We start from the raw sequence: 23462 nt of genomic DNA, 5'->3' as shown, positions 1-23462 counted from the left end.
TTTCTTCGGGTCTAGCACTATCCAAGTCGATAGTGCAGACCAGTGACTCAGACTTTGAGCTGTGTAATCTTTAAAATGAAGTAATCAGTTCTAACATAGGAGTCTTTGCTTGTGAAAATACGTCACCTTATACGGTTGACAGATTAGTAGATGAGTTTACGAGTAGACAAGTTAACAAGTTAAAAGTGTACAAGTAAACGCGTTATTCGTCGGAGAGACTAATATAAAATGATGAAAAATCTACTGATAAGAAACGAAGAAAAGACAAAAGACAGAAGCAATAACTACTCCTTGTCAACTTCAGAAGTAGTCAACTGAACAAAATATTAGGTGGTTATTGCGTCGGGGTTCCACCTCTTCCCATTCCGAACAGAGAAGTTAAGCCCGTCTGCGCCGATGGTACTGCAATGCAATGCGGGAGAGTAGGTGGCCGCCTTCTTTAATATGAGAGAGCTTCGAAGAGAAATCTTTGAAGCTCTCTTTTTTTGTTCCCTTTTTTGTTGCTTCACTCTCAATTCTATCACCTTATTACTCCTCAACCTCCTATCTCCAATCCTCTCTCCCGTCTTCTCCAAACGAACCTCCACCATCCGCAGGAAAGTAATGTAGATGGAAAGACATTCTCGACCTTCTCTCTCCAATCCTCTTCCCAGCCCTCTCCAAACGAACGTTCACTATCCGCAAGAAAGTAATGTAGATGGAGAGACTTTACTGAAATACCATAGACAAGCTTCAAGATTGTTTTATCGACTTGCTTCAATTGTACCTCCGTTTCTAATAAAACATACCTCCGTTTTTAATAAAACGTACCTCCGTTTTTAGTGAAACGTACCTTGTTTTTTAGTGAAACGATAGTACTTTTTGCTTAAAACGATACTACTTTTTAAAAGAAACGATAGTACCTTTTATCTAGGAACAATTATCTTATAGGCTATAGGCGTATGATTCGTAGGGTATGAATTATATTTTTGTTCTCCGCCTAGTACATTTTGGCAATGTTACTAATGCGGATTTTTCTCTGATAATCTTGTGCTCATAGAGCTTTATGATAGGAAAAAAGTATAAGTATTTCTATGACATACTGATTTTTGTTTGTAATTAAATTAGGAAGAATTTGCGACAATTTTTTGAGTGTCTTGTAGATTGTAAAAGGTGGAAATATTAGTTTCCTAGAGAGCTTAGAATTGAATTGTATATATGTTATAGCCTTTATTTATAGATTTTATTTGTGGAAAGACTTTATACGTAAGATGGTTCGTGCGTTTTATGAAAAAGAAGTAAGTAAACATTTGTAAGATTTCTAGTTAATCCTTACATTTGTATCAAAAGTTGTTCTATAGTCAGAAGTGGTATCTTTAGATGGAAAACCTAGTGTTAGATTTAGCTATGGAGTTTAAAGCAATGAAATGGAGATCGAGTATGTCTTTAATTTTATTACTTGCTGCAATGTTGTTTAGTAGCGGTATACCTAAACAGGAGGTATTGGTTAGGAGAACTACCCCAAAGTCCCTAATAGTATCAAAAGATATACTTCAAATGTATGACAAGCAAATCAGGTCTTATTATATGGATTTGAGGAAAGTGTCAGATGGTGGGATTCTCTCTTTTCCGAATAAATATCAAGTTGAATATACTGATGTTGCTGTTGAATTGCTGAACGCTGCACTTCGTCAGAGGGGCTTCTGCCCGGTTGACAATGAATCAGCGCGAAAAGCTGTCTTGAAGTATTTTAATATTGATGTAACCCAGAGTAATTCTGCTTTAGGAAAGTTGCAGTTTAGAAAGTTTATCTTTAAGGGTGGTAACTATGCAGAGCGTATGCTACAAGCTAAGAGTATGCAATGTGACTTCTTTGATCAGCCTAATTACTTTTGGAAGTGCCTTATTTATATTCCAAAGTATAACTATCTTATGAGTGTGTCTCCTGTGATTGAAGATGCAGTCCGTATCAAAGGGGTGACAGATGAAGGCTCTGATAAGTTATATAAAGCGAAAGTGAGGCATGGGAAATTAGTTCTTAATCTCGTAGATTATAATTATTTCTATGAGAATGAGTTTATCTTTCACGAGAATAAGATTGCTTTTCAATGGTTAAAGAAACACGATGTAGAGTTTCTCACGAACTTATTTTATAATTATGGATACGATAAGAATGAGGATATTAACAGACTTGTAATGAATGAAATGTTATCGAAATACAAAGAGGAAAAGGAAGTCTATATGTTTGAAAATACCTTTGCTTGTAAGAATACGAAACATTCATCTGTTGGGATTCGAGAGGGATTGTTGAAAACTATCCTCAACCAACCTGTTAATGATGCACATTATTTTGTGTGGGGAAATCTTCTTCAGTCATATTTATCCCAATTCGTGTTGATGACTGAAGACGAACAACCTGAGTGGGTGAGTGCTTTCACGAAGCAAGAACGATTTCAAATAGTAGCTTATATCAGTTATTATCTTTATCAGTTAGGCGCTAAAGGCAGACAAGATTGGACATCGGTATTGGGTCATGAGCTTTATTATGAAGGCGCTTTTAGGTCTTATCTTGAGGATAATAATTACTTAAATCTTCCAGACTATAAGAAGTTATGTGAGAGAGTTTATCATGAGTATGAAACAATGGTAAAATCGGGTGATAACTTAGAAGATGAGTAGTTATCTTATAAATCCAATATATTTAGATATAACCAAACTTGTTACTTAGAAAAAGATATTGAAAGCGGAGTTTGCTGGTTGGGGTTAAATGGTGAGTAGAAAATGATACTCATTGAATCTTATCGTTTCAATTTGATCCTTTTTCATGAGCTTTGGGAAGTAATAATTATGAGATCTTCTCGTTATTAAAGTATGCAATGGACAGATAGAATCAGGCAGGTAAAGATATTATTAGTTTTGGCAGCAATTTTTATTGCTGTTGCCTCTTTGCTTATCTCACATTCTTTGATACGTGATTTGGCGCAACAAGAAAGAAGTAAGATGGAGGTTTGGGCTGAAGCTATGAGGACATTGAGTGAAGCCGATGATAATGCTGACTTGGGTTTAGTATTAAAAGTTTTAGATGAGAATAATACGATACCTGTAGTTGTTCTTGATAAGGATGGTACGGTTACGGAGTATCGAAATGTGAAAATTAGTGCTAGTAATAAATCTGATAGTGTGAAATATGTAAATAAAGTAGCACAACAGATGAAAGGCGCAGGGCAAGTTATTCGGATTCCATTGGCAAATAATCATAATGATTATATAGAAGTTTGCTATGATGAATCACTCATGTTGAGACGAATAGCTATTTATCCTTATATTCAGTTAGGTGTTGTAATGCTTTTTGTTGTTGTTGCTATATTCGCATTATTGACATCTAAAAGAGCGGAACAGAATAAGGTTTGGGTAGGTTTAAGTAAGGAAACAGCCCATCAGTTGGGTACTCCTATATCCTCTTTAATGGCGTGGTTAGCTATTTTAAAGGAGACATATCCCAATGATAAATTACTCCCGGAATTAGATAAGGACGTGCAGAGATTACAGCTTGTTGCAGATCGCTTTTCTAAGATAGGTTCTATTCCAGAACCTGTCCCTGCTAGTATGAATGAGGTCTTATACCATGTTGTTGACTATATGGATCGTCGCACTTCTAAAAAAATACAGATGATAGCAGATTTACCTAACGAAGACATTATAATAAAAATGAATGCTTCGTTATTTGAATGGGTTATAGAGAATCTTTGTAAGAATGCAGTGGATGCGATGGGAGGAGAATGTGGACAAATAGTCCTTCATCTTGAACAACTTGAGAATAAAGTTGTTGTTGAAATATCTGATACAGGTAAAGGTATAAAGAAAAAGAATATTAAGAATGTATTCCGTCCAGGTTTTACAACAAAACAGCGTGGTTGGGGACTTGGATTAAGTCTTGCTAAACGCATAGTTGAAGATTATCATCATGGTAAGATCTTTGTGAAAAGCTCGGAGTTAGGGAAAGGTACTACGTTTAAAATTGAATTGAAGAAGGATTAGGATTTCCTCTTTTAATATTTAGGCGAGTGACTTCTATAATGCTATTATAGCTAGATATTAGCGATAAAGTGTATATCCTTTCTATGAGGTGTTACTCTTATCTACGTTTACTTTTTTACTTATAATTTGCTTATAATCAGAAAAATATTCGTAACTTTGCAACCCGATTATGGACTTAGAAACCCTTAAAATCGACTTGAAAGGTCTTAATGAAGGTGCTAATCACCTTGAGTTTGACCTTGATGACACTTACTTTAAGGCAGTTGAAGCTCCTGAAGTGAGTCAGGGGAAAGTGCGTGTTTTATTGGATATTATGCGTACAGGAAATGATTTCTTTACCCTGGACTTCCATGAGACAGGCGTGGTAATGGTTCCATGTGATATCTGTCTTGACTTAATGGAGCAGCCCATAGAGACAACACAACGTCTCGAAGTGAAATTAGGAACAGAAAACTCAGAAGAGGAAGACCTTGTAATGGTGGCCGAGGACGAAGGAATACTCGATATTACATGGTACCTCTACGAATTCATAGCTCTCGCAATCCCTATCAGGCATGTGCATGCACCTGGAAAATGCAACCCTGCCATGATACGTACTCTTGAAGAGTACTCTGCCACCCGAAGTGGTCAGGAGGAAGACGACACACCAATGGATCCGCGCTGGGAAGCTCTATTAAAATTGAAAGAATAATATATTAAACGTTTAAAGAATTATGGCACATCCAAAAAGAAGACAGTCAAAGACTCGTACACTCAAGAGAAGAACTCACGATAAGGCAGTAGCTCCTACATTGGCAGTATGCCCTAATTGTGGTGCTTATTATGTTTACCACACAGTTTGCCCTACTTGTGGTTACTATCGTGGTAAAGTTGCTGTCGTAAAGGAAACAGCTGAATAAATATGAGTAAAATCAATGCGATCATAACGGGTGTCGCAGGTTACGTGCCAGACTATGTCCTCAACAATGAGGAATTGTCGCGCATGGTTGATACCAATGATGAGTGGATTACCACACGTACTGGTATTAAGGAGCGCAGAATCCTGACTGAGGAGGGACTTGGTACTTCTTATATGGCTCGAAAGGCTGCTAAGCTTCTGATGAAGAAGACTGGTGCAGATCCAGACAGCATTGATGCTGTTATTGTAGCCACTACGACCCCTGATTATCCTCATCCTTCTACAGCATCAATTGTATTAGGAAAGTTAGGTTTGAAGAATGCTTTCGCATTTGACTTTGCTGCAGCTTGCTGTGGTTTCATGTATGCATTTGATGTAGCCTGCAACATGATTCAAAGCGGTCGCCATAAGCGTATTATCGTTATTGGTGCAGATAAGATGTCGTCAATTACTGATTATCGTGATCGTGCGACATGTCCGCTTTTCGGTGATGGTGCGGGTGCTGTTATGGTTGAAGGAACAGAAGAGGAGGGAATCGGTTTGATAGATTCTTATCATCGCACAGATGGTAAGGGACTTCCTTTCTTGCATGTTAAGGCAGGCGGTTCTGTATGTCCTTCATCTCGTTTTACGGTAGACCATCGTTTGCATTATACCTATCAAGAAGGTCGCACAGTTTTCCGCTATGCTGTAACAGCAATGGGTGATGATTGTGCATCATTGCTTGAGCGTAATGGTTTGACACAGAATGACGTTGATTACGTTGTTTGTCATCAAGCTAACTTACGAATCATAGAAGCAGTCGCAAAGCGTATTGGCGTTCCAATGGAGAAGGTATTGGTAAATATCCAGCGATATGGTAATACCAGTGCGGCCTGCATGCCTCTCGTTCTTTGGGATTTTGAGTCACAGCTAAAGAAAGGTGATAACATCATCTTTACGGCATTCGGAGCTGGTTTCGTTAATGGTGCTTCTTATTATAAGTGGGCATACGACGGAAATTCAGCAGCGGTTAAGAAATAAGACTCTAAGTTATCATATAATAAAAACGCATCTTTCTTTTCCTATAAGATTGATGCGTTTTTTTTAGGAGTTAATGGGCTTAGGGAGTGAAGAGCGTTAATCCTAATACACGCTCTACTTTTAAAAGCCTTGCATATTAATGAAATATTTCGCAACTATCCCATAGAAAGGAGGTAGATATCAATTATGCACAAAGCAGGATTCGTAAACATTGTTGGCAACCCGAACGTTGGTAAGAGCACACTAATGAATCAGCTCGTTGGTGAGAAACTTAGTATTGCAACCTTTAAGGCACAGACAACACGTCACCGCATTATGGGTATTGTTAATACGGATGATTCTCAGATTGTGTTCTCTGATACGCCAGGTGTATTGAAGCCTAATTATAAGATGCAGGAGATGATGCTTCAGTTTTCTGAATCAGCCTTAGCTGACGCTGACATCCTACTCTATGTGACAGATGTTGTTGAAGACCCAGAGAAGAATATGGACTTCCTGGAGAAAGTCTCAAAGATGGCAATCCCTGTCATTCTGCTTATTAACAAGATCGATGAGAGCGACCAGAAGAAACTTGGCGACCTCGTGGGGCGGTGGCATAAGTTACTCCCGAATGCTGAAATACTCCCTATCTCTGCAAAGAATAAGTTTGGTACAGACATCTTAATGAAGCGTATTCATGAGTTGTTACCAGATAGTCCTGCGTTCTTTGACAAAGACCAATTAACGGACAAGCCAGCCCGATTCTTTGTGTCGGAGATTATCCGTGAGAAGATACTCCGTTACTATGATAAGGAGGTACCTTACTCTGTTGAGGTTGTTGTTGAGCGTTTTAAGGAAGACGATCGACAGATTCATATCAATGCTATCATTTATGTGGAACGTAGCAGTCAGAAGGGTATAATCATCGGTCATCAGGGTATGGCACTGAAGAAAGTCTCAACAGAAGCACGAAAGAGTCTCGAGCGTTTCTTTGATAAGAAGGTATTCCTAGAAACCTTTGTTAAGGTTGATAAGGATTGGCGTAACTCTCAGAAGGAATTGAATAACTTTGGTTATAATCCAGAGTAAAAGCCCCCTCTAACTCCTGTGGAAAGGGGGAGAGATGGGGGATAAGTTTGTTGGGCTAATCAGTCTAATAAGGCTAATAGACCCAATTAGGCTAATAGGTTCAATTAGGCTAATAGCCCCCCTTGATAATAAGAAGACAATCGCCCTGACTGCTTAGTAGGGCACACTCTCACACAATGTGAGGGCTGGGGAATGGTCATCCTCGGCAAATATTCATCGGATGCCTGACCACATCCGGCGCCTTTTCATAATTTATTTATCAGTGTTAGAGCTGAGTTATGAGGAGGGAAAAGACCAATATTAATGGCAAATTTAGTAGCTATTGTGGGACGCCCTAACGTTGGTAAGTCCACTCTTTTTAATCGTTTGACTCAAACTCGTCATGCTATTGTGAGCGATACGGCAGGCACAACACGCGATCGTCAGTATGGTAAGTGTCAGTGGAATGGACGCGAGTTTTCCGTTGTTGATACGGGCGGATGGGTTGTTAAATCGGATGATGTATTTGAGGATGCAATCCGTAAGCAAGTACTCGTTGCTACGGAAGAGGCTGACCTCGTCCTGTTCTTAGTGGATACAGAGACGGGTGTTACTGATTGGGATGAAGATGTTGCAATGATTCTTCGTCGCACGAAACTTCCCGTATTGCTTGTTGCTAATAAGGTGGATAATAGCGGCGAATATTACCAGGCTGCTGAGTTTTACAAGCTCGGTCTAGGTGATCCTATATGTATTAGTGCCGCAACAGGTGGCGGTACAGGCGACTTGCTGGACACACTTCTTGAGAAGTTGAAAGACGCACCTGACGAGACAATCGATCAGGACATCCCACGCTTCGCCGTCGTTGGTCGACCTAATGCAGGTAAGTCAAGTATCATCAATGCCTTCATTGGTGAGGATCGTAACATTGTGACAGAGATAGCAGGAACCACACGTGATAGTATTTATACACGCTATACAAAGTTCGGTTTCGACTTCTATCTTGTAGATACTGCGGGTATCCGTCGTAAGAATAAGGTAACGGAAGACCTAGAGTTTTATAGCGTAATGCGTTCCATCCGAAGTATTGAGAATGCCGATGTATGTATTCTTATGTTGGATGCCACACGTGGTATTGAGTCGCAAGACATGAATATCTTCCAACTGATCCAGCGTAATAATAAGAGTTTGGTTGTTGTGGTCAATAAGTGGGACTTGGTGCCAGATAAGAACCAAAAGGTTATCGACACCTTCGTCAATGCAATCCGTAGTCGTATGGCACCATTCGTTGACTTCCCAATTATCTTCGCATCAGCTCTCACCAAGCAGCGCATCTTTAAGGTGTTAGAGACCGCTAAGGAGGTGTATCAGAATCGTAAGGCTCACATAGGTACAACCAAATTGAATGAGGTCATGTTGCCTATCATTGAGGCTACCCCACCGCAGTCAGTCAAGGGTAAGTATATCAAGATAAAGTATTGTTCACAACTGCCGAACACGCAAATCCCATCCTTTGTCTTCTATGCGAATCTCCCACAATATGTTAAGGAACAGTATCGTCGATTCTTAGAGAATAAGTTACGTGAGAATTGGAACCTACATGGTTGCCCCATAAATGTATTCATTCGTCAAAAGTAATGATAAGTAGTCTATGTCAATGAAGCAGGTTTCATCATGTCTTCTCATTGCTGTAACGTTACTATTAGCAGCTTGCGGTGGGAAGAAACAGGATATTGATCAAGGAAAGCTAGCAGCCAAAGCGGCAAAAGACTATTATGAGCAACTCCTAAAAGGCGATTACGAGGCGTTCCTCAATAATGAGAATCGCACCAATAACCTGCCTGATGGCTACAGAAAGCAGCTATTGCTCAATCTTAAGCAGTTTGTGACTCAGCAAGATAGTCTGCATCATGGTATCGATTCTATATCCTTAGGTGCATCCAACTTCTCTGCTAAGGATAACACAGCTAGCGTATTCCTCCTCTTCCATTATGGTGATAAAACCACAGAACAAGTGGTTGTGCCGATGGTGAAAGAGCGTGGGAAATGGATTCTGAGATAATCGTCTTACTATCTTATAAATGAGGATATACTGGCAAGTATATCCTCTTTTTTATGCTCCTTCATACGGGAGGTGACTCCCTAACACACTTGCCTCATCCTGATTTTACCCTAGATTTCACACCGCAACATCCACTTTTTGTCTGCGTTAGACGCCTATGTTCTTACGATCCTATGCTGATTTCGTCTTCAATTCATACGTATCTTATATTATTTGCGTGCGTATCTCGCATTTGTGGAACACGTATGTTTTTATATTATCTAAGTGTGATAAAGTATTATCTAAGTCTGATAATTAATTATCTAAGCGTGATAAAACTTTATCACACTTAGATAATACGATTAGATACGTTCAAAAACAATGCAGAACACGCAGAAAAACAATGTGGAATAGGCTGGGAACTAATGCGGAATGCGTTAGAAAACAATGTGGGATAGGCTTGTAAGCAATAAGAGATACGCTGGAGAATGATGGCGGATAGGCTAGAGACTAGTGCAAAATACGCCAGGAGACAAACGAAAAACAGGGAAAACGAAAGGCAATACGCGCGTATTTCGTTTTCCCTGCTTATCCTTTCGGATGGGTTATTGATGTTATTTCTTCGTTTAGAAGGCTATGCCCGCCAGCGAACTTTGGGTAGGTGCTGCCCTCCTATATAATCCTATGAAGTGCTATTTACTCTGCGGATAGCTCAATGCTCTTCACCTTCTTGAAGAGATCCGATGCGAAGACAAGGTCGTTCAATTTCTTATTATGTGATGAGATGACAGAATCTTTATCGCCTTGCCACTCCTTCCTACCGTCTGCAATGAATACTATATTCTCGCCAATACCCATCACCGAGTTCATATCATGCGTGTTGATGATGGTCGTCATATTAAACTCTCGAGTGATACTCGTCAATAGTTCGTCAATGACAAGGGAAGTCTTAGGGTCGAGTCCAGAGTTCGGCTCGTCACAGAAGAGGTATTTCGGGTTCATAACGATGGCTCTTGCTATGGCAACACGCTTCTGCATACCTCCCGAGATTTCACCCGGAAACTTCTGTTCTGCGCCTGATAGATTCACTCTCTCTAGACATTCTAGTGCCCTTTTGTCGCGTTCAGTAGCCGACATATCCGAGAACATATCTAGTGGGAAGCGTACATTCTCTAGCACGGTGAGCGAGTCGAAGAGCGCAGCACCCTGGAATATCATACCCATCTCACGCCTCATGAGTATCTTCTCCTTCTTTGTCATATTCACAAAGTTGCGCCCGTCATATAAGACTTCGCCCTTTGTGGGTTCTATGAGTCCCGTCAGAGAGCGCATGAGCACGGTCTTTCCCGCACCACTTTGTCCGATGATGAGATTCGTCTTACCATCTTCAAAGACTGTATTAATGTCCTTCAGCACTTCTTTGTCACCGAATGACTTGAATAGATGTTTAACTTCAATCATAGTAGAGGAGCCTCCTCCAGCCCCTCCGAAAGGAGGGGAGTCCCATATACTAAGAGTGGGATGTGGGAGAATTGTTAGTTTTCTTATTCTTAATGATACTATATGAAAAGTTTTCCCTGCCGTTTCTAACTAGCTTTCGTTAGGTACTCCCTTCCTTGGAAGGGCTGTGGGAAGTCTTTTTCTAACTCAACATCTGCGTTAGGAACACATCGCTAAAGAGAATCAAAACGCTAGAGCAGACAACAGCATCAGTGGATGCTTTGCCCACTTCGACACTTCCGCCCTTCACGGTGTAGCCCATGTAAGACGATACGCTTGAGATGATGAAAGCAAAGAAGAAGCCCTTAATAATACTCATCCACATAAACCACGGATTGAAATCATGCTGCAATCCAGCGGTGAGATCTACTGGTGTGATGATATGTGCGAAGTAGGCTGTGGCGTAAGCTCCGATGATCCCCGTCGCAGCAGAGAATATTACGAGGAACGGCATGATGGTCATCAAACCGAGAATCTTTGGTAATATCAGATAGCTGGCGGAGTTGATTCCCATAATCTCAAGGGCATCTATTTGCTGAGTCACACGCATGGTGCCAAGCTCAGAGGCTATATTTGAGCCTACCTTACCCGATAATATCAAACACATGATACTACTCGAGAACTCCAAGAGCATAATCTCGCGCGTTACATAACCAGATACCCAATGAGGCATCCAAGCACTTTGTACGTTGAGTTTTATCTGAATACAGATCACAGCTCCTATAAAGAACGAGATGAGCAACACGATTCCTATAGAATCGACACCTAGTTGTGACATCTCTTTAAGATATCTTTTAAAGAACATCCTCATGCGTTCCGGGCGACTTAATGAGCGTCCCATCAGCATAAGATAATTACCGAATGTATTCAGCCACTTAATGATAAGCATGATTCTCTTATTTAGTTTTGTGGCTACAAAAGTAGGCAAATAATCACAGATATAGGCAGGAAAGACATTATTTAATAATCTTTCTTGTGTGGTTCTTGCGAATTATAGCGCATGAATAAAATGTCTGATGAATGGCAAGAGGGGAGGGGTATGCTGACAATAAATAATCTCTATTCAATGTGTTAATGGCTTCGTATATATATAAGAGCAATATTTATTTCCCTTATTTACTATCAGTTTGGCACTATTTTGTTTGCATATTTCAAATAAAATAACGAATATTGCAAAATGATTGCCACATATTCAAAGTGTCATCTATTTGCTTTCTTTATTTATTTAAATAACTCACTAGCGTTCCTTTTACGCTATATTAAAACAAATGTGTATGATGAAACAATTACTTATTTCAGCTTTATTCTTATGCTGTGTGACAATTTCAAGAGCTCAAACTATTCCTAGTGAGAAGGTAGTAATCAGTGTGAAGGCTAATACCGCCTCGGTTTCGTTTGCAGTGCGTACGCTTGCTAATGCTCCCGTCGTCTGTGATTTTGGATCAGATGAAGGCGTTAAATCTTTTCCTTCAAATACTGATGGAACCTTCACAAAGGTAGAGTACCAATTCGTAACCCCTTCTACTTCCGAGCGTACCTTTACTATTGCTGCCGACAAACTAATGACTTTGCGCATTGTACAGAGGCGTGAAGTAAATGGTGTGGTAGAGGTGAAGTCAAATACTCTTCGTGATTTGAATGTTGATTATGTAGACCTTACTGCGCACGATAAGGTGGATGTATCTTTATGTCCTAACCTTGAAGTATTGACCTTGAGTGCTAGTGGTGTTGGTGAGATTGTACTTCCTAAGAGTGATAACCTTGTGTCGGTGCAGACATCTCCAACCCTTCTTGGACAAGGATCATTGCGCCAATTGAATAATCAAGACGCAAAGAATCTAAAGCAGTTAGGGGTTACGGGGGCGTCTATTAGCAAGCTCGATGTAAGCAATAACCTTAACTTAGAGACCCTTGTATTCGCTAATCCTAAGAAAGTTCTTCGTGAGATTAATGGAGCGAAGGCGCTTCGTAAATTGCAAATGCTTGATGTTCGAGGAAATGCACTAGCTTTTGATCAAATCCCCGACCGCTATATTCAGGATTCTCCAATCGAGAACTTCCGATACAGTGGACAGACTGCTTACCTTGTTCCTCAAGATAAAGTAAACGGGTTAACAGTAGACCTTTCTTACCTTCTGTCTGCTCGTGGCATCTCAACAGCAGCCGAACGGACGGAGTTCACATGGATGTATAAACGTAATGAAACGGCTGCTTATGAGCCTGTTCCTGCTAACAAGTTGACCAATATACTTGGTGTATTTACTTTTGATAAGTCTTTGTCAGAGGATGATGTTGTGCGTGTTTATTGCAAGATGTCGAACCCTGGTTTCCCTGGTATCGGTAAGAAGAGCAGCAATACACTTGGGACTTATATGATAAAACTCAAAGCCATCCCTGATGGTATCACTTCTGTTACGGCTTCGGATGCGGCTTTACATGTGATAAAGACCAATGATGGTTGTCGTATAGAGACAGCCACACCACAACAGGTTATGGTTTTTGATGTGAATGGAAAGACTATTTGGACTGGAAGAACACCATCAAATATAGAATTGAAACATGGTGTTTATATTGTTCGTTCAGCGTCTGGTGAGGTTCTGAAACTAGTTAAGTAATACTCAGATGTGACTCTTTGTCTCTTAAAAAACACAAACAACAAGGTGCTATATAGCCTTGTTGTTTGTTGTTTTATTAATATTTTGCTACATTTGCAAACTATAAGGAGAGGCAAGATAACAGCAAACTCGAAAGAAAAGAATAGCTATGTCAGAGACAGATAATATAGTTGTGCGTCCAGAAGAAGAAGGGAGTATCCTGCATACGGACAAGTTGGTAAAGCGGTACGGAAAGCGTACTGTGGCAAATGGTGTGAGTATTAGTGTGCGACAAGGGGAGATTGTCGGGTTGCTCGGACCGAATGGTGCAGGAAAAACAACATCTTTCTATATGACAACAGGACTTGTTGTTCCTAACGAAGGTCATGTTTATATTGACGACCAAGAGATTACTAATTATCCTGTCTATAAGCGTGCGCGTGCGGGTATAGGCTATCTTCCACAGGAAGCAAGTGTCTTTCGCAAGATGAGTGTCGAAGACAACATCATGAGTGTATTAGAGATGACGAAGTTAAATAAGCAGGAACGCATTGATAAAATGGAAAGTCTTATCCGTGAGTTCCGCCTCGAGAAGGTGCGTAAAAACCTTGGTGACCGTCTTTCTGGAGGTGAGCGTCGTCGCTGTGAGATTGCTCGTTGTCTGGCTATTGATCCAAAGTTTATCATGCTAGATGAGCCTTTCGCTGGTGTAGATCCTATCGCTGTTGAGGATATTCAGCATATTGTTTGGCGATTGAAGTTCCGTAATATCGGTATTCTCATCACCGACCACAATGTGCACGAGACATTGAATATCACCGATCGAGCTTATCTCTTGTTTGAAGGACGCATCCTTTTCAAAGGGACGCCAGAAGAGTTAGCCGCCAATAAGATTGTTAAGGAGAAGTATCTGGGTACAGACTTCGTGCTACAAAAGAAGGACTTCCAGCTGTTAGACCAGCGTAAGCGAGCACAGCAAGAGGGTGTTGAACTATAATAGACAATAGGAGTTGAACATTAGATTAGAGCGTACATCATTGTTTTATTAATTATCAGTTAGAGCGAAATTCACCCTTTGATAATTTGTTGTTTACATCATAAATGCTTACTTTTGCACTGCATTTAGTAAGGAAGTATGGCAGAGTGACCGAATGCGCTGGACTCGAAATCCGGTATACGCCCATAGGTGTATCGGGGGTTTGAATCCCTCTACTTCCGCAAAGCTATTCGGTAAAGAGTAACGTAATCATATCTTATGTGTATCGCAGGATATGGTTACGTTTTCTTTTATTAAAACCTTCTTCTCTCCCTTCTTCCAAATGAATAGAGGATAGAATAGTATTAGTCAAGAACAAAGGGGACGTTTCTTTGATACAAAGAAATGCCCTCTTTGATATGAAGAAACGCCTTTCTCGAATGGAGAGAGGCGTTTCTTGTGAAACAAACTCTAGATTCGTTTCGTTAAGACAATGGTAGTACTGAAACCATTGGGTGTATTTACTTATCTCAGTACAAGTCTCTTTGGTAGGGTTGTTATGGTATCTGCCTTGGTAAGATATACTTTCGAAGCAGATAATCAGGGGGATTACTCTTATTAAGTTATAGTAGTGACAATGTGTTTCACTCATTGCTTTGAGTAGTTATAATCACTATAATATGGAAAGCCCACCTATCGCAAACTCTTTTGAAGAGTAAGCAATAGGTGAGCAGGATAGGTTTAATAAATGAATAACTTATCGCTTCAAGTTTGGATTTTTCTCAACTTCTGTACCTGGATAAGGCAAGTAGTTCATGTTATCATTCCATGTTCCTGTGACTGGAACACTCTCTGTTGCAACGAACCCAGCGGCTACTGTGAGTGGTGCGTTAGCCTTGCGATACTCGAAGTTATTACGTAGAATGTTCATACGCAACTCATCACTTCGGCGTGTAGCAAGGGCAACCCAGTTACCAGCAACTTCCCATCCATGCTCTTTGAAGGCAGCTTCAGCAAGTTGGTTAGGGGTCATAGCATCAATAGCAACACCATCAACGATTGTTGCCGCAGCCCCATCAACAGCGCGAGCACGCACTTTCTTCAAACATTCCTTAGCCAGTGCGAGGTTGCCACCACTGCGTGCTGCACTCTCTGCATACCATAGTAATACCTCTGGATAGCGTATGAGTTGATGGCGAGTGTCGGTACACATACCCTTGTAAGGCTTCTTGGTGTAGTCGTAAGGTGCTTTAATCTCCTTGCCATTATCATCTGCATTGATGGTAAAGATGGAGAACATTGGGTGACGCTCTGCCACAATAGGCTTACCGCTACCATCAAGTGCCCACCAATCAACGAGCGTTCCATCCTTTAAACGTATTTGTGGATCATAGACGGCACGCTTACGTGGACCATCAGGGAAGTCTTTCCAGAACTTAATCTCACCCCATGCATCGCCCCATCCACCGAGACTTTCAAAGAAACAACAGCTTGAGAACTCTGAATCAGTTGACCAATTCTTTGTTGGGGAGAAGTTGATTCCAAGGATAGTCTCCTTGTTGTAGTTGTTACCATACGAATAGACGTTACGCCAATCAGCATCCATAGTAGCGTTATACTTGCCACTGTTCACACCATCGATAACCTCCTTTGCCTTTTCTGCAGCCTTCGCATAATATTCCTGACCCTTGTTTAGAGGATAACCAGCCATTGACATGTAGACTGCAGCTAGTGTTGACTTCACTGCCTGTTGTGTTACATAGACGTCAACACCGAAGAGTTGGGCTGGAGCTGATGTGTAATGTGTTGGCAGATTGACAGCATCAACAGCCTCTAGATCCGATACGATGAGGTCATAGACGCCCTGAACATCAGTTAACTTAGTTGTTCCGTTGTCATCTTCATTGTGTAGATTGATGGGAAGAGGGCCGAACACACGCACAAGATAATAGTATGCGTATGCACGCCAGAAACGTGCTTGGGCGATGGCAAGGTCGATGTTCTCTTTAGCAACAGGCGTCTTCTCTGCATTGTCAATGATGTAGTTAGCTGCCTGAATGAGATTATAATGCAGTCTCCAAGCATCCCTTACCCCCTTGTTGTTATCGGACACTTGGAACTTATCTATCTCTGCACAAGCCTGCTTATTAGAGCCTGGATTAGCCGTAATATCGTCACCTTGCCATTGAGGATAGCCTGGATTGGTGTAGTTTTGAGTATGATTCACCTGCTCATAGAGGGCATACAGACTTTCATCAAGGTCGTTTTGTGAAGCGAAGAAATTACCAGGGGTATGCTTACCTTTTGGGTCTTCGTCTAGAATATCACTACATGCTTGTAGCGTAAGGGCTGAAGCAAGGAGCATACAGCCATAGAATATATTTCTTTTCATATCGTTATTTTGTTAGAAGTTAAAGCGAATGTCGAATGTAAAGGTGCGTGGATTAGGATATGTGCCCATATCAATACCATTGTCCATGTCGACGTTGTTGTTAGAAAAAGACATACCTGCAGGGTCAGCACCCTTGTAGCCTGTGATCGTAAAGAGGTTTTGTATGCTCAATGCTAAGCGTATATCAGCAAAGTGAGTGTGCTTGCGAGCAATATTGTATGCTATGCTTATGTTCTCACAGCGGAAGTAATCTGCATTCTCAATCCACTTACTTGAGTTGCCAAGGTTATTGTTCCCTACAGCATTAAGAGCAGGCATTGTCTTACCAATCTCACTGATGTAATCGGCTGCAGTAACAAACTTTGAAGCACCTACCATGGAGTTCATTGCGAAGCGAACAAGGTTCAATCGTTGTGCTCCAAAGGCACTATTGAAGAAGGCATTGAACTCCCAATTCTTATAAGTAATTGAGTTGTTCCAACCCATTGTGAAGTCTGGATTAGCGCAACCGAGTATCTGTCGGTCTGCACTTTGGGGACTTGTAGTGATGCTCCCATCGGCTGCATAATAGCTATCGAGACCATTTGCGTTTAGACCTGCCCACTTGTAACCATAGAATGTACCGATAGGTTGCCCTTCCTTAATGATAGTTGAAGGTTCAACTGTGCCTGGAGAAGGTGAGCTACCATAGAGAATTGGATCTTGTGATGTCAACTTTACGACTTTATTCTTTAGATAAGAACCATTGATAGTAGATGTCCATGAAAGTTCTGGAGTATCTATGATGCGTGCTGTAAGTGCAATATCAAGACCTTTGTTGGTAATTTCACCAGCATTAACCCAGTATTGTGTACCACCGAGATAGTATGTACGTGACTTCTTTAATAAGGCATCGGAGGTCTTCTTATTGAAGTAGTCAATGCTCAACTCCAGCCTGTTATTGAGGAAGCTAACATCTAATCCAATGTCAAACTGTTTCGACTTCTCCCATGTTAGGTCTGGGGTTGCGATGTTTTTAGCCCAGTAGCCTGTGTAAGTAGTTGATGTTCCGAAGTCAAAGTTAGTAGCAGTCATGGTGCCTAAAGTTGCATATACGGGTACTCCTTGGTTACCGATAAGACCATAACTAGCACGGATTTTCATGTTACTAATCCATGTGATTGGTTTCATGAATTTCTCATTACTGATGGTCCAAGCCGCAGCGATAGATGGAAAATAACCCCACTTTTTCTTTGAGAAACGTGAACTACCATCGGCACGGAACGTTCCTGTTAGCATGTAACGGTTATCGTAATTGTACATTACACGACCTACCCATGAGAGAAGTCCCCACTTGCTGTAATCGTTTGAACCACCTCGGTTAGTTGCATTGTTATAATCCCACCATCCAACGGATTCAGTTTGAAGGTTAGTACCATTGAGCCCCATCATACGAGTGGTACTCTGTGTAGCCTCGAATACACCTGTTGCTGTGAGGTTATGCTTGTCCCATGCGCCTGTATAAGTAAGGTTATTGGTGGTTTGTAAAGTGGTTCGTTGATGATCATTGTTGCCCATACTACTCTTAGGAAGTACCCTTGTGGTTGAAAAACTATAGCCTTTGCCATCAAAGTAATCAAATCCGTTGGTACTGGTAAAGGTAAGTCCTGGAAGAATATGGAACTTTAAGTCTGCATGACCAGTGAGTATATCTGTGCGAAATTGACTAGCATTTGCAATCAAAATACCATAAGGATTGGCTTGAATTGAGTTATAAGGATCCTTCATAAAATTGCCTTTCTGGTCATACATCTCCATGGTTGGAGAGTAGTTTTCAGCAATCCATAGTGGATTATATTGCGACATATCAAAACCACCTCCTGTACTCTTTCCATGGCTGTAATCTAGGTCTCCTGTGAATTCAAACCATTTATAAAGGCGAGAGTGAATGTTGAGTTTAGCTTGATAACGTTCAAATTGAGTATTCTCCACGATACCTTTGTTCTTTAGGTAGCTGCCACTCATGTAGTATTGGGTGTCGGCATTACCTTTAGATATCGTAAGTTTATAGTTCTGAATAGTTCCTGTGCGGAGAATCTTATCCATCCAATCAATACCAGGCTTCGTACCATCGAGGTAAGGTTGTAGCTCTGCTTGGTTTGTAATCTTACCTCCATCAAGTAAAGCCTGTGCATATTGCTTTGTGTTCATCACCTTAGGCATGTTGTAAGCGTTGGCAATTCCGAGGCTAGCATCAAACATGATACTCTGTTGACCTTGTTTTCCTTGCTTGGTCTGAACGAGTACAACGCCATTTGAGCCACGGCTACCATAGATGGCAGTAGACGATGCATCCTTCAAAACTTGTATGCTTTGGATATCTTCAGTATTGATACCGTCGAGTCCATTCTCACGTACAATACCATCAACAACATATAGTGGGTCGTTGTTACGATGGATAGAACTCGTACCACGCACGCGGATCTTTACGCCACCACCAGGTACGCCACTTTGGACAACATTAACACCTGTTACACGTCCTTGGAAGGCTTCACTAACGTTCTTAATAGGCTGATCTCTGAAGGCTTTGTCGTTCATTACCGCTACAGAACCAGCCAAATCGGCTTTGCGAACACTACCATAACCAATGACAACAACCTGATCCATGGTTTGTGTACCTTCTTTTAAGGTAACGTTAAGTGAGCCTCCTCTCCATATAATCTCGTTCTTTTCATAACCAACATAGCTGACAATAATGATTGTACCAGCCTTTACGTTAGATAGAGAAAACTTACCATCAAGATCGGTAATAGTACCATGTGTAGTTCCTTTTGCCATGATTGTTGCTCCGACGATAGGGTCACCATTAGCATCGATAACCTGTCCTGTGCAAGTGTTATTGTCCTGTTGCATGACAGGCAAACTTGTCATAGGTTGCATAGCAGACTTTCCTGCATAGGCAGATCCTGTAGAAATGGCAGCTGCAACTGCAAACATCCCCAGCTTCCTAAATTGCTGTTTCATATTAAGTATTGTGTCTTAGATGAATAATATCGACCTGGTAAACTTGATTTAGGTTTCTTGTTCGTTTAGGTCGGTTAGTATTTATGTCTGTTTAGGTTTATTGTATTATTTGTTACAAATATAATTCTTTTTGTGAAAAGAATCTTACTTTAATACTAAAATTAACATTTAATAATAGAAAAAGGCAGCCTGATAGTTATAAGAACTCTTGCTAATTGGGTTCTTAAATGATCCCTTCTCTGGAGGAAAAGGGTCGGGATTTGAGTTTTGAAGAGTGCTGATAATCTCGTTTTTAACCATTACTACCTAGGTTAAAAAAACAAATTTCCCTCTATATATGATAAGGTTGTGCGAAAAATTAAGTATCTTTGCACACCAAATACCCTATGAAGTGCAATACTCTTAGCGTGTATGTAAACATTTGATAAATAATAATTAAACATAAATTCAATAATATCAAGATGAAGATTTCATTTGAAAATCCAGACAAAGTAAATGGTTTGATGACCATTACAGTAGAAGAGTCTGACTACAAGAATGAGGTTGAGAAGACCCTCAAGGATTATCGTAAGCGTGCTAATGTACCAGGTTTCCGCCAGGGGCAAGTACCAATGGGCATGATTAAACGTCAGTATGGTCCACAGGTGAAGATGGATGTTATCAATAAGATCCTAGGCGAGAATCTACAGAAATATATTACTGATAATAAGATTCAGATGTTGGGTCAGCCAATGTCATCAGAGGCTCAAAAGCCTGTAGAGTTGGAGCAACCTGCACCTTATGAGTTTAAGTTTGATATTGCTGTTGCACCAGAGTTTAAGATCGAATTAAATGGTAAGAACAAGATTGACTTCTATGAGATTGAGGTTGATGACAAGTTGATTGATCAGCAAGTTGAGATGTTCCAGAGCCGTGCAGGTCACTATGATAAGGCAGAGACTTTCGATCCAGAACAGCGTGACTTGTTGAAGGGTGATCTTCGTGAGTTGGATGAGAATGGTAATACTCTTGAAGGTGGTATTACTGTAGAGGGTGCTTCTTTGATGCCACAATATATAAAGGTTGAGGATCAAAAGAAACTCTTTGATGGTGCAAAGGTTGGTGATATTATCACTTTCAATCCTACTGCAGCTTACCCAGATAACGATATCGAGGTATCTTCTCTATTGAAGATCAAGAAGGAAGACGTTGCTGAACATAAGGGTAACTTCTCGTATCAGATCACTGAAATCTCACGCTTCGTAAAGGCCGAGAATAATGCTGAGTTATGGAAAAGCGTATATGGTGAAGATACCGAGATAAAGGATGAGGCTGCATTCCGCAAGGCTATCGCTGATGGTTTGAAAGAGCAGTTGAAGGGTGATTCTGACTATAAGTTCGTTCAGGATCTCCGTGCTTATTGTGAGAAGAAAGTGGGCGATCTTACTTTCCCAGATGCTCTCTTGAAGCGCATTATGTTGGCTAACAACCAGGATAAGGGTGAAGAGTTTGTAGAGAAGAACTATGAGCAGAGCGTCAAAGAACTCACATGGCACTTAATCAAGGAACAGCTAGCACAAGCTAATGATATTAAGGTCGATGATAATGATGTACGTGAGAGTGCACGCCAGATGGCACGTGCGCAGTTCGCTCAATATGGTATGACTAATGTTCCAGAGGACTACTTGAACGGTTATGCTGATGAGATGTTAAAGAAGCGCGAGAACATCGATTCTTTCGTAGAAGCAGCATTGGATCGTAAGCTCGCTGCCGCTATTAAGAAGGTAGTGAAGCTAAATACTAAGACTGTAACTCTTGATGAGTTCAACAAACTTGTAAGCGAGTAATAATTTTAAGAAAAATCTTCTTTTATATATAGAGGTTATCGGTTTTTTTCCTTATCTTTGCTTATAGTAAGCGAGAAGATGCCTATTTTATGGCATACTCTTTGTGAATATGGCAATAATAAGGGAGGTCGATAACCTCTATTTTTGTCACATTATTATATAAGAAAGGATTACAATGAATGATTTTAGGCGATTTGCCACAGGACACCTAGGGATGAATGGTATGGTGCTAGACGATGTTGTTAAGGCACAAGCACAATACTTAAACCCTTATATACTTGAGGAACGTCAGTTGAATGTTACCCAAATGGATGTTTTCTCACGCTTGATGATGGAGCGTATCATCTTTCTTGGTACACAAGTAGATGATTATACTGCTAATACAATACAAGCTCAACTTCTTTACTTGGACTCTGTTGACCCTGGTAAAGACATCTCTATTTATATCAATTCACCAGGTGGAAGCGTAACAGCGGGCTTGGGTATCTATGATACCATGCAATTTATTTCTAGTGATGTCGCAACCCTCTGTACTGGTATGGCTGCATCTATGGCAGCAGTATTATTGGTTGCAGGAAAAGAAGGGAAGCGATCTGCACTAAAGCATAGTCGTGTTATGATTCATCAACCATTGGGTGGGGTACAAGGTCAGGCATCCGATATTGAGATAGAGGCAAAAGAGATTATGAAGTTCAAGAAAGAGCTTTATACTATCATTAGTGATCATTCCCATCAGAGCTTCGAGAAGGTTTGGAATGATAGTGATCGTAACTATTGGATGAACGCAGAAGAGGCTAAAGCATATGGAATGATAGATGATGTCCTTGTTAAGAAGTCTTCCAATAATGTCCTCAATACGTCTGATGACAATACAGAATCAAATAAGTAAAGGAGTAAATAATGCCCCAGAAGAAATGTAGTTTTTGTGGTCGCAGTGAGAAGGAAGTAAAGCTTCTCATCACAGGGTTGGATGGTTATATCTGTGAAGATTGTGCACAGCAGGCTTACAAGATAGTTACACAGACAGGCGCATTGGCTGATGATGAGAATACTGGTAGTGTTGCTTTTAAGGTAAAGGAGGTTCCTAAGCCCAAAGAAATTAAGCAGTATCTTGACGAATATATCATTGGACAGGATGAAGCTAAACGCTATCTTTCAGTTGCAGTGTATAACCATTACAAGCGACTTCAGCAACCGAAGAACGAAGATGGTGTAGAAATAGAGAAGAGCAACATCATTATGGTGGGTTCAACTGGTACTGGTAAGACCTTATTGGCACGTACTATTGCGAAACTTCTCGATGTTCCTTTCACCATTGTCGATGCAACAGTATTCACCGAAGCAGGTTATGTTGGTGAGGATGTGGAGAGTATTCTCTCACGCTTGTTACAGGTAGCTAACTTCGATGTAGCAGCCGCTGAACGTGGTATAGTATTTATCGATGAGATTGATAAAATTGCCCGTAAGAGTGATAACCCAAGTATTACACGTGATGTAAGTGGTGAGGGTGTTCAGCAAGGATTGCTGAAGTTATTGGAAGGAACTATGGTTAACGTCCCACCAAAGGGTGGTCGTAAGCATCCTGATCAGGACTATATCCATGTGGATACCCGCAATATCTTATTTATTTGTGGTGGTGCTTTCGATGGCATTGAACGTAAGATTGCACAGCGACTCAATACACATGTGATTGGTTATAACTCTGTTCAGAATGTTGCAAAGATAGATAAAAAGGACTTAATGAAGTATGTTTTACCACAAGACTTGAAGTCCTTTGGTCTTATACCAGAGATAATTGGTCGTTTGCCAGTGCTTACCTATCTTAGTCCACTCGATCGAGAAGCTTTGCGCAACATCCTTATTGAACCAAAGAATTCTATTGTTAAGCAGTATATCAAGCTGTTTGAAATGGACGATATAAAGCTCACTTTCACAGAAGCAGCTCTTGATAGTATTGTAGACAAGGCTGTTGAATATAAGTTAGGAGCCCGTGGACTACGTTCAATCGTAGAGTCTGTAATGATGGATGCTATGTTTGAAGTCCCATCAAGAGACGTAAAAGAATTTGAGGTGACGGAACAATATGTTCGTCAACAGCTCGATAAGGCTCATATCCAACAATCGGGTTCAGCCTCATAACATATA

General features: G+C 40.7%; 19 protein-coding genes, 1 tRNA gene and 1 rRNA gene. 16 read left to right on the top strand and 5 right to left on the bottom strand.

Features of this window, described 5'->3' with window-relative positions:
- The first annotated feature begins 326 nt into the window (after positions 1-326).
- Positions 327-439: ribosomal RNA gene (gene rrf / locus HMPREF9969_RS03470) — 5S ribosomal RNA — on the top strand.
- A gap of 96 nt (positions 440-535) precedes the next feature.
- Here the strand turns inward: rrf and HMPREF9969_RS12480 are convergent.
- Positions 536-760 (bottom strand): hypothetical protein, encoded by a 225-nt coding sequence (locus HMPREF9969_RS12480; RefSeq protein ID WP_156787937.1) that lies wholly within the window; start codon positions 758-760, stop codon positions 536-538.
- 776 nt (positions 761-1536) lie between these two features.
- Here HMPREF9969_RS12480 and HMPREF9969_RS03465 point away from each other — a divergent pair.
- The 8 genes from HMPREF9969_RS03465 to HMPREF9969_RS03430 all read left to right on the top strand — a co-directional run bounded on the left by HMPREF9969_RS03465 (position 1537) and on the right by HMPREF9969_RS03430 (position 9047).
- Positions 1537-2658, top strand: coding sequence for a hypothetical protein (locus HMPREF9969_RS03465; RefSeq protein ID WP_009434473.1), 1122 nt, complete (start codon positions 1537-1539; stop codon positions 2656-2658).
- A 192-nt stretch (positions 2659-2850) separates the two neighbouring features.
- On the top strand, positions 2851-4017 hold the full coding sequence (locus tag HMPREF9969_RS03460) for a sensor histidine kinase (RefSeq protein WP_009434458.1): 1167 nt from the start codon (positions 2851-2853) through the stop codon (positions 4015-4017).
- A 169-nt stretch (positions 4018-4186) separates the two neighbouring features.
- Positions 4187-4708 carry a YceD family protein gene (locus HMPREF9969_RS03455; protein ID WP_009434456.1) on the top strand — a complete coding sequence of 174 codons (522 nt, stop codon included), beginning with the start codon at positions 4187-4189 and terminating at the stop codon, positions 4706-4708.
- Between the two features lie 22 nt (positions 4709-4730).
- Positions 4731-4916, top strand: coding sequence for a 50S ribosomal protein L32 (gene rpmF, locus HMPREF9969_RS03450; protein ID WP_004382259.1), 186 nt, complete (start codon positions 4731-4733; stop codon positions 4914-4916).
- A 2-nt stretch (positions 4917-4918) separates the two neighbouring features.
- The gene (locus tag HMPREF9969_RS03445) at positions 4919-5938 is read left to right on the top strand and encodes a beta-ketoacyl-ACP synthase III (protein ID WP_009434469.1); all 1020 of its coding nucleotides are present in this window, start codon (positions 4919-4921) and stop codon (positions 5936-5938) included.
- Between the two features lie 186 nt (positions 5939-6124).
- Complete coding sequence (gene era, locus HMPREF9969_RS03440) at positions 6125-7006, top strand: GTPase Era (RefSeq protein ID WP_009434465.1); 882 nt, start codon at positions 6125-6127, stop codon at positions 7004-7006.
- 303 nt (positions 7007-7309) lie between these two features.
- Entirely contained in the window at positions 7310-8623 is a 1314-nt protein-coding gene (gene der, locus HMPREF9969_RS03435; RefSeq protein ID WP_009434470.1) for a ribosome biogenesis GTPase Der, read from the top strand.
- Positions 8624-8636: 13 nt separating this feature from the next.
- A complete protein-coding gene (locus HMPREF9969_RS03430) occupies positions 8637-9047 on the top strand; it encodes a hypothetical protein (RefSeq protein ID WP_009434477.1) in 411 nt (136 codons plus the stop codon).
- Between the two features lie 675 nt (positions 9048-9722).
- Here the strand turns inward: HMPREF9969_RS03430 and HMPREF9969_RS03425 are convergent.
- A complete protein-coding gene (locus tag HMPREF9969_RS03425; RefSeq protein ID WP_009434461.1) occupies positions 9723-10487 on the bottom strand; it encodes an ABC transporter ATP-binding protein in 765 nt (254 codons plus the stop codon).
- Between the two features lie 181 nt (positions 10488-10668).
- Positions 10669-11415: an MlaE family ABC transporter permease gene (locus tag HMPREF9969_RS03420; protein WP_004381600.1), complete on the bottom strand. Its 747-nt coding sequence runs from the start codon at positions 11413-11415 to the stop codon at positions 10669-10671.
- A 385-nt stretch (positions 11416-11800) separates the two neighbouring features.
- On the opposite strand from HMPREF9969_RS03420, the gene HMPREF9969_RS03415 reads away from it, so the two are divergent.
- The 4 genes from HMPREF9969_RS03415 to HMPREF9969_RS13270 all read left to right on the top strand — a co-directional run bounded on the left by HMPREF9969_RS03415 (position 11801) and on the right by HMPREF9969_RS13270 (position 14718).
- Positions 11801-13141: a hypothetical protein gene (locus tag HMPREF9969_RS03415; protein ID WP_009434453.1), complete on the top strand. Its 1341-nt coding sequence runs from the start codon at positions 11801-11803 to the stop codon at positions 13139-13141.
- A 148-nt stretch (positions 13142-13289) separates the two neighbouring features.
- Positions 13290-14117 (top strand): LPS export ABC transporter ATP-binding protein, encoded by an 828-nt coding sequence (gene lptB / locus HMPREF9969_RS03410; RefSeq protein WP_009434464.1) that lies wholly within the window; start codon positions 13290-13292, stop codon positions 14115-14117.
- Between the two features lie 132 nt (positions 14118-14249).
- A tRNA-Ser gene (locus tag HMPREF9969_RS03405) sits at positions 14250-14338 on the top strand.
- A 251-nt stretch (positions 14339-14589) separates the two neighbouring features.
- A complete protein-coding gene (locus tag HMPREF9969_RS13270; protein WP_255346211.1) occupies positions 14590-14718 on the top strand; it encodes a hypothetical protein in 129 nt (42 codons plus the stop codon).
- Positions 14719-14853: 135 nt separating this feature from the next.
- On the opposite strand, the gene HMPREF9969_RS03400 is transcribed toward HMPREF9969_RS13270, so the two are convergent.
- Both HMPREF9969_RS03400 and HMPREF9969_RS03395 read right to left on the bottom strand, forming a co-directional pair.
- Positions 14854-16488 (bottom strand): RagB/SusD family nutrient uptake outer membrane protein, encoded by a 1635-nt coding sequence (locus tag HMPREF9969_RS03400; protein WP_009434468.1) that lies wholly within the window; start codon positions 16486-16488, stop codon positions 14854-14856.
- A gap of 12 nt (positions 16489-16500) precedes the next feature.
- Complete coding sequence (locus tag HMPREF9969_RS03395; protein ID WP_009434472.1) at positions 16501-19464, bottom strand: SusC/RagA family TonB-linked outer membrane protein; 2964 nt, start codon at positions 19462-19464, stop codon at positions 16501-16503.
- A 488-nt stretch (positions 19465-19952) separates the two neighbouring features.
- Between HMPREF9969_RS03395 and tig the strand changes: the two genes are divergently transcribed.
- The 3 genes from tig to clpX all read left to right on the top strand — a co-directional run bounded on the left by tig (position 19953) and on the right by clpX (position 23456).
- The gene (gene tig, locus HMPREF9969_RS03390) at positions 19953-21317 is read left to right on the top strand and encodes a trigger factor (RefSeq protein ID WP_009434478.1); all 1365 of its coding nucleotides are present in this window, start codon (positions 19953-19955) and stop codon (positions 21315-21317) included.
- A gap of 175 nt (positions 21318-21492) precedes the next feature.
- Positions 21493-22206, top strand: a complete 714-nt coding sequence (gene clpP, locus HMPREF9969_RS03385; protein WP_009434475.1) for an ATP-dependent Clp endopeptidase proteolytic subunit ClpP — start codon at positions 21493-21495, stop codon at positions 22204-22206.
- Positions 22207-22217: 11 nt separating this feature from the next.
- On the top strand, positions 22218-23456 hold the full coding sequence (gene clpX / locus HMPREF9969_RS03380) for an ATP-dependent Clp protease ATP-binding subunit ClpX (protein WP_009434463.1): 1239 nt from the start codon (positions 22218-22220) through the stop codon (positions 23454-23456).
- The last annotated feature ends 6 nt before the right edge of the window (positions 23457-23462 follow it).

Origin of the sequence: Prevotella sp. oral taxon 306 str. F0472 (assembly GCF_000257925.1) — a bacterium.
Classification (GTDB): Bacteria; Bacteroidota; Bacteroidia; order Bacteroidales; family Bacteroidaceae; genus Prevotella; species Prevotella vespertina.
This window is presented reverse-complemented; position numbering and strand designations above follow the sequence as displayed.